A 12,324-nucleotide genomic window follows, 5' to 3' on the forward strand; every position below is an offset into this window, starting at 1 on the left:
CGGTGCGGGTCGTTCGATTGGCCGTTCACCGGACATCGGCGGTGCGGGTTCATTCGAGTTGGCTGCCGTCGGGTCGGGTGGTGTGCCAGGTGCCGTCGGGGTTGCGGTGGATGGTGAAGCCCTTTTGTTTCCAGCGGTTGTGTTTGCCGCACAACGGTGCCGCGTTTGAGGGGCTGGTTGGGCCACCCTTGCCGTGTTCGTGGAGGTGGTCGATCTCACAGGCGCTGGTCGGGACGGTGCAACCGGGCCAGACACAACAGGTGTGCCCGGCGGTGGCGGCGGTGCGGGCCGAACCGGTGAACCGTCGTGCCCGTCCGAGGTCGATGACGACACCTGCGGCATCGACGATCATGCGGCGGATCTGGGCGGCGAGACCGTCGAGGCTGTTGGTGGCCGCTTCGGTCGGGTCAACGCCGTGACTGTCACCGTTGCGGCACATGTACGTGTCGGGGTCGAACTTGGGTGCCCGGTCGGCGTCGATCGCGTCGAGCATTTCCTCGTAGGCGGCGGCTGACCAGTGGATGTTGTGGACGAACCCGGGTGGGACGGCACCGTCGGGTGCCGATGCTGCGTCTTGGAACAGCCGGTGCAACGCGTCGGCACGGCGTTGGGGTGGGGTGCGTTCCAGGTCGGCGTTGGTGACGGTGTCGCCGAGGCGTGCTTTGGCTTCGGCCCAGTCCGCCCGGAATTCGGCGTCGATGTACCGGTCGAGGATCTCGCGCATCTCGGCACCCTGGATCGACGCGAAGAACCCGGTGAGGTCCCAGGAGTTGTCCCACGGGTTCTGGACCAGTTTGGTGTTGCGGTTGGTGTGATTGCGTTCGTTGGCCGGCTCGGGGCCGTCCTCATCGATCAGGCGTTCCCACTGGCGGGTCTTCGACTCGAACTGCCTGGCCGACAGGATGTTGGCATCGGCAAGGAACTGGTGTTGGCGGGCTTCCATCGCGGGTGCGACCCGAGGATTGGTATGCACCCGGCCCAACAGGTGCATCTGATCGGTTCCGATCTCACCATCGGCCCACGCGTCGGCCAGCTTCGGCAGCGAGCGGCACGCCCTAGCGGTCTTCTCACGTGCCGATGCCTCCGCCCCGGACAGCTTGGCGTGATGCTTGGCCATCACCATGGCCGACGCGTGCCCGTCATCCACATACAGCCCGGCCCGGTCGATCGCACCCACCAACGCCGTGGCCGCAGCGTCAACCTGCCGACGTAACACCTCAACCTCACGCAACCACACGATGGCATCGGGGCCGTCAACCGGCGCCACACCGGCAGCAAACAACCCATCAAGACCCAGGTTGATCCGGTCGATCACCGTCCTCGCGTCAAGCGCCCACACCATCGAACTCATGTACCCCAGTATGAAGAGGACCAGTGACAAGCAAACAGGGTTCTGCGACACTGTGTACGACGTTCGGGCATCTGGCGAACGTGTCGGGGGCTATCCTAGCGGGGATTGATAGCGGGCCTGCAGCGGAACGATTCGACGGCGACGAAGAAGCTGCGATGGCAGCGTCACAGCGGATGGCGCCCGGACGGGAAAATTTGTTGGCGGATCGAATAGCTGAGTTCAATCTGAAGGGTGGGAAAAACACCCTGAGGGGGACCAATGAAGCATCAACACCCGCCCGACACCTCCCGGCGTCGTCTGCTGGCCGCCTTGGCTGGATTGCCCGCTGGCGCTCTGCTCGTCGCCGCTGATTGCAACGCTGTCACCACCCCACCCCCCGGGTCGACCACGTCGACGACCGGCACAGCCACGACGACGGCGACACCGACGACGGTCGGGTTGCGACGCCCGTCTCGTGGACCCAGCCGATGGTCGACTCGGGCGCCGACGGCCTGTGGGTGCCCCAGGGCTGGAGCGCCACCGTGTTGGCCCGTACCGGTGAGAAGGTGGGCTCCACCAACTACGTGTGGTCGGCCGCCCCCGATGGCGCCGCCTCGTTCGTCGATCCGGGTGGCGTGGGGTGGTGGGTGGCGATCAACCACGAGGCCAGCTCCCGCAGCGGCGGTGGGGCGAGCGCCATCCATCTTTCCGAGGACGGCGAAGTGATCGCCGCACATCGCATCATCGGCGGCAGCTCCTACAACTGCGCCGGTGGCGCCACCCCGTGGGGCACTTGGCTCTCGGGCGAGGAGGTTGTTCGGGGGCGTATCTGGGAGGCCAACCCGACGATCGCGAACAGCGGTGAGCTGCGACCAGCGATGGGCGTCTTCGCCCACGAGGCGGCGGCGGTGGACGAAGCCCGTAAGGGGATCTACATGACCGAGGACCAGCCCGACGGTCGCCTCTACCGCTTCACACCAAGGTCGTGGCCCAACCTGAACGCTGGAACCCTCGAGGTGGCCGTCGTGAGCGGTGGCACCATCGGTGGCACGGGGTCGGTCGCCTGGGCCGAGGTGCCCGACCCGTCAGCGGCGACGACCGACACCCGTGCTCAGGTGGCCGAGTCCACCCCGTATGCGGGCGGGGAGGGCATCGCATTCGGCCACGGCAAGATCTTCTTCTCGACCAAGCACGACAACACGGTGTGGGCCTATGACCCGGCCAGCAGTGTGATGACGATCGTGTACCGGGCCGGCGCCGGCGCCGTGTTGACCGGGGTGGACAACCTGTGGTGGGACGACCTGTCCTCCACGCTGTTGACCGCCGAGGACGGCGGCAACATGGAGTTGGTTGCGCTAGGCCTCGATGGCTCGGCCGTTCCGATCCTGCGGGCCGAGGGTCATGGTGGCTCGGAGATCACCGGCCCCACCGTCTCACCGAATCGCCGGTTCATGACGCTGTCCAGCCAGCGGGGGAGCGCCAACTCGATTGGGGTGACCTGGCTGGTCGAGGGCGCCTTCCCGTCGCGCTGACCCGGGACGGGAACTGCGCCGCCACGTCGGCCTGACGACGAGGCTTCGAGTTGGTCGGCGCGTTCCGCCAGACGCGTGTGGGCGAGATACGCGGGGGAGGCCGCTTACCCGCGCTAAAAAGTCACACGGCTGGACTAAGTTGCGGCCTGACCCAGGAGGGCTGATGGCCGAACGAGAAACACAGCGCAAGGCGACACCATCCCGTCAGGCGGAGGATGAACAGGTCGATGAGGCAGTGCCCGGTGGCCAGGCGGCCGAGACCGGCGAGCGGCTGAAGGCCGAGCTCGATGATCTTCTCGACGAGATCGACGAAGTCCTCGAGACCAACGCCGAGGACTTCGTGAAGTCCTACGTGCAAAAGGGCGGCGAGTAAGCACAGGTGGGGGAGCGATGAGTCCGCAGCACCCACCCGATTCGTCCCGGCGTCGGCTGCTGGCCGCCTTGGCCGGAGCGCCGATCGGCGCCTTGCTCGTCGGCGCCGGCTGCAGCTCCGATGGCGGCGACACCGCGTCCACGTCCGGTTCAAAGAAGAAGACGACGACGTCCACCTCGACGAACGGAGTGCCAACGTCCGCGCCGTCGACCCCGGCGTCGTGGTCCAAGCCGACGATCGACTCCGGTGCCGACGGCCTGTTGGTGCCCGCCGGGTGGAGCGCCACCGTGCTGGCCCGTACCGGCGAGAAGGTCGGCTCGACCAACTACGTCTGGTCGCCGGCGCCCGACGGCGCCGCCACGTTCGCCGACCCGGACGACGACGGTTGGTGGGTGGCCATCAACCACGAGGCCGCCTCCGACAACGGTGGCGGCGCAAGCGCCATCCATCTGTCCGACGACGGCAAGGTGATCGCCGCCCATCGCATCCTCGGTGGCACCACCCTCAACTGCGCCGGTGGCCCCACCCCTTGGGGCACCTGGCTGTCGGGCGAGGAGTTTGACCAGGGTCGTGTGTGGGAGGCCGATCCGACCGTCGAGAACAGCGGCGAGGCTCGGCCGGCGTTGGGCGTGTTCAAGCACGAGGCCGCAGGGGTGGACGAGGCCGGCAAGGCGGTCTACCTGACCGAGGACCAGCCCGACGGTCGCTTCTACCGCTTCACTCCGTCGTCGTGGCCCGATCTGGGCGCCGGCACCCTCGAGGTTGCGGTGGTGAAGGGCGGAAGCATCGACGGCACCGGAGCGGTGACGTGGGCGGAGGTGCCCGACCCGTCGGCGGCGGAAATGGCCACGCGAACCCAGGTGGCCGACTCCACCCCGTATGCGGGCGGGGAGGGCATCGCGCTCGGCGACGGCAAGATCTTCTTCTCGACCAAGCTGGACAACACGGTGTGGGCCTACGACCCGGCCAGCAACGAGATGTCGATCGTTTACCGGGCAAGCGGAGACGGCGCCACCGGAGACGGGGACGTGCTGACCGGCGTCGACAACCTGTGGTGGGACGGTCCGTCGGCAACGCTGTTGACCGCCGAGGACGGCGGCAATATGGAGCTGGTTGCACTCGGCCTCGATGGCTCCGCCGTCCCGATCCTGCGGGTCGAGGGTCACGATGGCTCGGAGATCACCGGCCCCACCGTGTCACCCGACCGCAAGTTCATGACCCTGTCCAGCCAACGGGGGCGCAAGGACTCGATCGGGGTGACCTGGCTGGTCGAGGGCCCGCTGCCGTCGGTCTAACCGGGGCGTCGGGTCCTCGCCGCTACGCTGACTGGCGATGAACCTCCCCACCTTCTCGCCGGGTGACGACCCAGGCCCCGACTTTGCCCGACTGGTGCGCAACAGCGGCCTGAGCGCACCCGTCCCCTCGGGCGACGCCACCCTTGCCGTCCCGCACGGTACGACGTGTCTGGCGGTCCGCTTCGCAGACGGCGTGATCATGGCCGGTGATCGTCGGGCCACCTCGGGCAACCTGATCAGCCACCGCAACATCGAGAAGGTCTTCCCCGGCGACCGCTACAGCGGCGTCGCCATCGCCGGTGCGGCAGGTCCGGCCGTGCAGATGGTCCGGCTGTTCCAGCTGCAACTCGAGCACTACGAGAAGGTGGAAGGCGATCACCTGTCACTGGAGGGCAAGGCCAACCAGCTGAGCCAGATGGTGGCCCAGCACCTGCCGATGGCCATGCAGGGCCTGGCGGTCGTACCGATCTTCGCCGGTTACGACCTGAAGCGAGGCGAGGGCCGGCTGTTCCAGTACGACGTGACCGGCGGGCGCTACGAGGAGGCCGATCACACGGCCACCGGGTCGGGCAGCCTGCACGCCGGCACCGTCGTCAAGATGGGCTGGAGGCGAGACCTGAGCGAGGCCGCCGCCGTCGACCTCGTGCTCGAAGCGCTCTACCAGGCGGCCGAGGAGGACTCGGCCACCGGGGGCCCCGACCTGTTGCGGGGTATCTACCCGATCGTGGCCACCATCACCGCCCGCGGCTTCGAACGCATCGACGACTCGGGCCTGGCCGAGCGCACCGAGGCACTCATCGAGCGCCTGCGGGAACGGCGCTAGCGCCGCCCGGCGCCGCTGACCCATGTCCCCCGCACCCTCCCTACGTTTGTCTTCGATCGGAGCACCATGACCCAGCCGTTCTACGTCGCCCCCGAGCAGGTGATGAAGGACCGGGCCGATTACGCCCGCAAGGGGATCGCCCGCGGTCGCAGCCTGATCGGCATGTCCTGTGACGAGGCCATCCTGATCTGTGCGGAGAACCCCAGCCGCCTGCTGCGCAAGATCTACGAGATTTACGACCGCATCGCCTTTGCCGGCGTCGGCAAATACAACGAGTTCGACCAGCTCCGCATCGCCGGGGTGCGCAGCGCCGACCTCAAGGGCTACGCCTACAGCCGTGAGGACGTGGACGGGCGCAGCCTGGCCAACGGCTATGCCCAGAGCCTGGGCAACGTCTTCACCCACGAGATGAAGCCGATGGAGGTGGAGATCCTGATCGCCGAGGTGTCGAACGGGCCCGACGATGACCGGCTGTTCCACATCCTCTACGACGGCACACTGATCGACGAGGCCAGCTTCACCGTGTTGGGCGGTGACGCCGAGGCGGTTCGGAACCGGGTGGCCAGCGAGTTCGAAGCCACGCCGAGCTTGGCGGACGGCCTGCGACTGGCCGCTTTGGCCCTGGCCGGGCCCGACCGCAGCCTGTCGGCGGGCGACCTGGAGGTGGCGGTGCTGGACCGCAACGTCGAGCATCGGGCATTTCGCCGGCTGACCGTTGACGAGGTCGCCGAACTGCTCGGCGGTGAGGTGGGCGGGAGCGACCAGTCCGGTTCCGGTAATGGGGCGTCCGACGTCGAGGAGATACCCCTCGCTGCAACGGTCACCACCGATACCGGTGCCACCGACCTGTCGACCGCCGAAACCGACGCATCGGCGGAGGCCGAGAACGACGACGAGAAGGCCCCGGAGGCCGACTCGGACGACGGCACCTGAAGACCGGCTCCAAAAACGGCTGGGCCTGAGTAGCCTGCGGTCGATGCAGCGCCGGATCATGGGGATCGAGACCGAGTACGGCGTGACCTGCACCCTGCGCGGCCAACGACGGCTCAGTCCGGACGAGGTGGCCCGCTACCTGTTCCGGCGGGTGGTCAGCTGGGGCCGCTCCTCCAATGTTTTTCTGGCCAACGGCGCCCGCCTGTACCTCGATGTCGGCTCGCACCCCGAGTACGCCACGCCCGAGTGCGACTCGTTGACCGACCTGATCGCCCATGACAAGGCCGGCGAGCGCATCCTCGAACAGCTCCTGGGTTCGGCCGAACAGCGCCTGCACGACGAGGGCATCCGCGGTGACGTCTATCTGTTCCGCAACAACACCGACTCGGCCGGCAACTCCTACGGCTGCCACGAGAACTACCTGACCAACCGCTCGGAGGACCTGGCCCATTACACCGAGGTGCTCATCCCGTTCCTGGTCAGCCGGCAGATCTATGCCGGTGCTGGCAAGGTGATCACGACCAGTCGGGGATCACACTTCTCGGTGTCCCAGCGGGCCGAGCACATCTGGGAGGGGGTCAGCTCAGCCACCACCCGCAGCCGCCCGATCATCAACACCCGCGATGAGCCGCACGCGGACGCCGAGCGGTTTCGACGCCTTCACGTCATCGTCGGCGACACCAACATGTCGGAATACTCCACCTATTTGAAGGTGGGGGCAACGATGTTGATGTTGCGCATGCTCGAGGACCCGACGGTGGTGCTGCGTGACATGACCCTGGAGAATCCGATCCGGGCGATTCGCGAGATCAGCCACGACCTCACCGGCCGCACCCGGGTGCGTCTGGCCAACGGGCGCGAGGCCTCAGCGCTCGACATCCAAGGGGAGTATCTCAACCGGGCCCTTCGGTACGCCGCCAGCCACGAGCTCAACCCGCAGGAAAAGCAGGCGCTGGCGATGTGGGAGCACGTCATGGTCGGCCTCGAGGACGATCCGATGACGCTCAACACCGAGCTCGACTGGGTGATCAAGTACCAGCTGGTCGAGGCCTACCGGGAGCGCCACGGCCTCGATCCGGGCGACGCCCGGCTGGCCCTGCTCGACCTGCAGTACCACGACATCGACCGCACCCGCTCGGTGTTCTACAAGCTGCAGCGCAGGGGCCTCGTCGAGCGCATGGTCGACGATTACGCCATCGCCGAGGCGGTCGACCTGGCGCCCCAAACCACTCGGGCACGCCTGCGGGGCGAGTTCATCCGACGGGCCAAGGAGCGCAAACGCGACTACACCGTGGATTGGGTGCACTTGAAGTTGAACGACCAGACCCAACGTTCGGTGTTGTGCAAGGACCCGTTCCTCGCCCACGACGAGCGGGTCGAGCACCTGATCGACAGCCTGTAGGCAGGGAGTGTGGAACCGGTGAACTTGTTGTGTCCGGCCGTTCAGCCGATCGAGGCGGGAGTGTGGGACCGGTGAACCTGTTGTGTCCGAGCGTTCAGCCGATCGAGGCGGGAGTGTAGGTTGCCGACGTTTCGCACCGGCCTGGTGACCGCCATGATCGCCGAACGCCCCGGGCTCCAGCGAGTGTGGGTTCGCCTCGGCGAACACGAGGCCCAGTCCGAGAGCGATCCGGGACACGTCGAAGAGGCCCGGGCCTACGTCCTCACCGAACTCACCGGTCCGGTGGACCTGGGGGACGAGGTGGTGTGCAACACGACAGCCGTCGAGCTCGGACTGGGCACGGGCGGCTGGCACTTCGTGCACTGGAACCTGTCACGTCGCTCGTTGTCCCAGCCCGGTCCCGACCATGTGATGAAGCTGCGCTACACCAGCCTGCAGGTCGATGTCGGTACCGACGAGTTGGTGCATCCAGCCGCGGCCGACCGTCCGCTGGGCGGGGTGCCGGTGGTCGCCTGCTCGCTGCACAGCCAGATGGCGGTCGTCGCCGCCACCATCGCGCGCCTGCGGCCCCAGGCGCGCATCGCCTACGTCATGACCGACGGAGCCGCGCTGCCGCTGGTGATGTCGGACCTGGTCGTCGACCTGGTCGACGCCGGCGTGCTGTGCGGCACGGTCAGCGCCGGCCACGCCTTCGGCGGTGACCTGGAGGCGGTGTCGGTGGCGTCGGCGCTCGGCCTGGCCCGTCACGTGTTCGACGCCGATGCGATCGTCGTGTCAATGGGGCCGGGCGTGGTCGGCACCGGCACGTCGCTGGGCACCACCTCGGTGGAGGTCGCCCATGTGCTGGACCTGGCCCGCAAGCTGGGCGGCACCCCGGTGCTGGCGGTGCGGGCCTCCGACGGCGACGCTCGTGGACGCCATCAGGGGGTCAGCCACCACACGGCGACCGCTGCCCGGTTGTGCTCGGCTCGACCGATGGTGGCGCCGGTCCCCCCCGAGGCGGCGACGCTCTCCGGCGTGGAATCACGAGCGGTGGGAGAGGTGCCCGACCCGGCCGAGACACTGGACGGCCTGGGGCTGCGGGTGACGACGATGGGACGGGGCCCCGACGCCGACCCGCTGTTCTTTCAGGCGGCGGCGGCAGCGGCAGCGGTGGTCGCCGAGCTGCTCGGCTGACGGTCGGCTGGGCGTGCGCCCTGATCTAGAGTGACACTCCGGTGTCAACGAAGAAGCTCGAACGACAGCTCAACCTGATCGCTGCACTGATCGACAGCCCGCGCCCGCTGCGCGCCGAGGAGATCCATCAGCGGGTGGAGGGCTACCCGGAGGGTGACATCGCCTTCCATCGGGCCTTCGAACGCGACAAGGACGACCTGCGGGCGATGGGCCTGCCCATCCTGATGCAGGATCTGGGCAGCGTCGACCCGCCGGTGGTCGGCTACCGGATGACCGACGCCGATTACGGCATGGACGATCCGGAGCTCGACACCGACGAGCTCGCCGCCCTGCACCTGGCGACATCGATCGTCCGGCTGAAGGGCCTCGATGACGACTCGGGGCTGTGGAAGCTGGGCGGAGCCCTCGGTGAGGGAACCGGCTCGCCCGTCTCGCTGTCGGCCGACGTGCCCACCCCGGCGGCGCTGCTCCCGCTGTTCAGCGCGGTCAGCGAGCGGGCAACCGCGGCGTTCAGCTATCGGGGGACCGAGCGATCGGTCGACCCCGAGCGGCTCGAGTATCGACAGGGGCGCTGGTATCTGGCGGCGTTCGACCGGTCGAAGGGCGAACCCCGGTCGTTTCGGGTCGACCGAATGGGCGACCGGATCGAGCTGGGCACCGCCGGGTCGGCGGAAACTCACGAGTCGGCAGAAGGGGTGAGCCGACGCCAACCCTGGACGTTCGACGACGGGCCCGAGGAGGTCATCTCCCTGGTCGTCGACGCCCTGGTCGCCCCGGTGGTGCGTCTCGAGTTGCCCGATGCCGAGGTGATCGAGGAGCGCGACGGCGGCTCGTTGGTGCTCGGCGTTCGGCTGACCCGATGGGAGCCGTTCCGCAGCTATGTGCTGAGCCATCTCGACCGCGTCGAGATCATCGCGCCCGAGTGGGCACGCAACGATCTGATCGCCTGGGCCGCAGCGGTGGCGGCCCCGAAGGTTCGCCGATGAGTGCCCGCGTCACCGCCGGCGATCGGCTGAGGCGCATCCTGGCCGTTCTGCCGTGGGTGGCGGAGCGGCCAGGTGTCACCGTCGGTGAGGTGACCGAACGCTTCGGCATCGACCGTGACGACCTGCTCGCCGACCTCAACGTCGTGTTCATGGTCGGGGTGTACCCCTATACGCCCGACGCGCTGGTCGACGTCTCGATCGACGAGGAGGACCAGATCGAGGTGCGCCTCGGCGAAGCCTTCCGTCGGCCCTTGGCACTGACGCCCGCCCAGAACCTGGCGCTGCTCGCAGCTGGTTCCGCGCTGCTGACCACGCCGGGCACCGACCCGGACGGCCCCCTGGCCCGCGGCCTGGCCAAGTTGGCCCGCACGGTCGGGGCCGACCCCGGACGCAGCCTCAGCGTCGATCTGGGCGATGCAGCGGCCGGTGGGCAACGGGAGCTGCTGGCGTCGGCGTTGGAGGCTGACCACCAGGTGCGGTTGCGCTACTACACGCTTGGTCGGGACCGGGCCGAGGAACGGGTGGTCGATCCCTGGCTGGTACGCAACCGGGATGGGCACTGGTATCTCTCGGCCTACTGTCACTCGGCTGACGCCCCCCGCACCTTTCGACTCGACAGAATCCTCGACGCCGAGGTGCTCGAGACCGATCGCCGGCATCGACCGCCGGCCGAGTCCGACCTGGCACTCCGCCCCGATGAGGCGGCGCCGCTCGTCGAGCTGCGGGTTGCCGAGGGCTATCGCTGGGTGGCCGAGACGTACCCGGTCGAGTCCGTGGTCGATGAGGCGGACGGGTCGCAACGGATCACCTTGGCCGTGTCAGGGGAGGCCTGGCTCAGCCGGTTGCTGTTGCGGCTGGGTCCCGACGTCGAGGTTCTGGCTGCGCCCCCCGAACTGATCGACGCCGGCGTGCGTGCGGCGACCGCTGTGCTCCAACGCTATGGCGTCATGGATCCGGGGTCGTGACCGCCGACGAGGGTGGACCCGACACCCCGCAGCCGGACCCGTGGGTTGTTCCCGCCCCCCAGCTGGACGACGACGGGCGACCGTTGCGCCGCCGGGCCGCCTACCCATCCAGCCCGTCGGCGTCGCCTGGGTCGGCTGAGGCGCCCGGGTCGGTCTCGGGTCGACCGACGCGGGGCACCGACGAGCCGAAGGTCACGGAGAAGCAGATGGACCAGTCCAGCCCGACCACCGCCCAACGGATCCGCAGCTGGGCGGAGACCATCGCCGTTTTCGCCGTCGGCCTGGTGCTCGCCCTCGTGGTTCGGGCGTTTGTCCTCCAGGCATTCTCGATCCCGTCGGACTCGATGGTCCCCACCCTGGAGCAGGGCGACCGGGTGGTGGTGTGGAAGCCCAGCGATTCGATCGCCGATCTCGACCGGGGCGATGTCATCGTGTTCAAGCGCCCCAACGTGGACGAGTGTCCGTTTGCCTCCGCCGACCCTCAGGACCTGATCAAGCGGGTCATCGGGTTGCCGGGCGAGGAGATCACCAGCCCCGAGGGTGAGGTGCTCGTCGACGGCGAACCCATCGACGAGAGCTATCTGCCCCCGGGCACCCGTACCGACATGGCCGAACCGATCGACGTGCCCGAGGGGCGGGTGCTGATGCTCGGCGACAACCGAGGGGCGTCGAAGGACGGCCGGTGCTTTGGGCCGATCACCGAGGATGCGATCGTGGGTCGGGCGACCACCCGCGTGTGGCCGCCCGGCCGAATCGGCGGGCTGTAGCGCTTAGGGCAGTTTGCCGCGGGCCTCGTCGAGGCGTTCCGGGTTGAGGCTGCTGGCGCTGTCGACGCCCATCTCGACGAACTCCTTGATCATGCGAACGTGCGTTGCGCTGCGACCGACGCACAGTCGATCGAAGCGATGGAACAGTGCGGTCAGGCCGCCGGTCCACTGGCCGAAGGCCATCGCCTGTCCGTCGACGCCGACCGCCCGCAGCTGAGAGGCATGGCGCTCGGGTCCCTTTGCCATGGCGGCGAGCGGAGCCTCGTGGATCAGCATCGGTCGGGTGGGGCCCAGGTCGGCGGCCGCTGCTGCCAGCACCTCGAGGTCGCCGCAGCGGATCCACATCCGCCCGGTCGCCCCGGCGCCGGCGGCGGCAAGTATCACCGCGTCCAGCGTCTCCCGGTCGGCCACCGCGATCGACACCAGCGGGGCCTGATCGGCGTCGATCGCCAATAGGTCGGCCAGCGGTGGGGCCTCGCTGTCGGCGGCGGGGATCGCCGAGCGGGACCGCCGACGCCACCCGACGGTGGGGTTTCGGGCAAGCACGACGACATCATCGGCGCTGCGATGTCCGGTCACCTCCCAGCCGTCGGCGCCCAGCCGCCGGGCGAGACGAAACCCGGCCAGCGAGTGATCGGCCTCCCGTTCCGGGGCGCCGCCGTCCGCCAGGTAGCGCACCGGCTCGCCGAGCGTGGGATGAGACATCACCCCATCGTGTTGCACCGGCGCTCGTCCGCGCCAC

General features: G+C 68.6%; 12 protein-coding genes. 10 read left to right on the forward strand and 2 right to left on the reverse strand.

What is annotated here, in order from left to right; genetic code table 11:
* Positions 1-49 precede the first annotated feature (49 nt).
* Positions 50-1,351, reverse strand: coding sequence for a DUF222 domain-containing protein (locus IPN02_15925; GenBank protein ID MBK9298293.1), 1,302 nt, complete (start codon positions 1,349-1,351; stop codon positions 50-52).
* A 350-nt stretch (positions 1,352-1,701) separates the two neighbouring features.
* Here IPN02_15925 and IPN02_15930 point away from each other — a divergent pair, with 350 nt between their 5' ends.
* The 10 genes from IPN02_15930 to lepB all read left to right on the forward strand — a co-directional run bounded on the left by IPN02_15930 (position 1,702) and on the right by lepB (position 11,582).
* Entirely contained in the window at positions 1,702-2,862 is a 1,161-nt protein-coding gene (locus IPN02_15930; GenBank protein ID MBK9298294.1) for a DUF839 domain-containing protein, read from the forward strand.
* A 163-nt stretch (positions 2,863-3,025) separates the two neighbouring features.
* Complete coding sequence (locus tag IPN02_15935) at positions 3,026-3,235, forward strand: ubiquitin-like protein Pup (GenBank protein MBK9298295.1); 210 nt, start codon at positions 3,026-3,028, stop codon at positions 3,233-3,235.
* A 17-nt stretch (positions 3,236-3,252) separates the two neighbouring features.
* Positions 3,253-4,530, forward strand: coding sequence for a DUF839 domain-containing protein (locus IPN02_15940; protein MBK9298296.1), 1,278 nt, complete (start codon positions 3,253-3,255; stop codon positions 4,528-4,530).
* A gap of 37 nt (positions 4,531-4,567) precedes the next feature.
* Entirely contained in the window at positions 4,568-5,353 is a 786-nt protein-coding gene (gene prcB / locus IPN02_15945) for a proteasome subunit beta (GenBank protein ID MBK9298297.1), read from the forward strand.
* Between the two features lie 66 nt (positions 5,354-5,419).
* Positions 5,420-6,286: a proteasome subunit alpha gene (gene prcA / locus IPN02_15950; GenBank protein ID MBK9298298.1), complete on the forward strand. Its 867-nt coding sequence runs from the start codon at positions 5,420-5,422 to the stop codon at positions 6,284-6,286.
* Positions 6,287-6,329: 43 nt separating this feature from the next.
* Positions 6,330-7,688, forward strand: coding sequence for a Pup--protein ligase (gene pafA, locus IPN02_15955; protein MBK9298299.1), 1,359 nt, complete (start codon positions 6,330-6,332; stop codon positions 7,686-7,688).
* Between the two features lie 120 nt (positions 7,689-7,808).
* Complete coding sequence (locus tag IPN02_15960; GenBank protein ID MBK9298300.1) at positions 7,809-8,864, forward strand: DUF3866 family protein; 1,056 nt, start codon at positions 7,809-7,811, stop codon at positions 8,862-8,864.
* Positions 8,865-8,905: 41 nt separating this feature from the next.
* Positions 8,906-9,850, forward strand: a complete 945-nt coding sequence (locus IPN02_15965) for a WYL domain-containing protein (protein ID MBK9298301.1) — start codon at positions 8,906-8,908, stop codon at positions 9,848-9,850.
* Positions 9,847-10,815: a WYL domain-containing protein gene (locus tag IPN02_15970; GenBank protein ID MBK9298302.1), complete on the forward strand. Its 969-nt coding sequence runs from the start codon at positions 9,847-9,849 to the stop codon at positions 10,813-10,815. Before IPN02_15965 ends, IPN02_15970 begins: the two co-directional genes overlap by 4 nt.
* Entirely contained in the window at positions 10,812-11,582 is a 771-nt protein-coding gene (gene lepB, locus IPN02_15975) for a signal peptidase I (protein MBK9298303.1), read from the forward strand. The genes IPN02_15970 and lepB overlap by 4 nt, the downstream gene beginning before the upstream one ends.
* 3 nt (positions 11,583-11,585) lie before the next feature.
* Here lepB and IPN02_15980 read toward each other — a convergent pair whose 3' ends face one another.
* Positions 11,586-12,287, reverse strand: a complete 702-nt coding sequence (locus tag IPN02_15980; protein MBK9298304.1) for a hypothetical protein — start codon at positions 12,285-12,287, stop codon at positions 11,586-11,588.
* Between the last annotated feature and the right edge of the window lie 37 nt (positions 12,288-12,324).

The organism is Candidatus Microthrix subdominans (assembly GCA_016719385.1).
In the GTDB taxonomy this organism is placed as follows: domain Bacteria; phylum Actinomycetota; class Acidimicrobiia; order Acidimicrobiales; family Microtrichaceae; genus Microthrix; species Microthrix subdominans.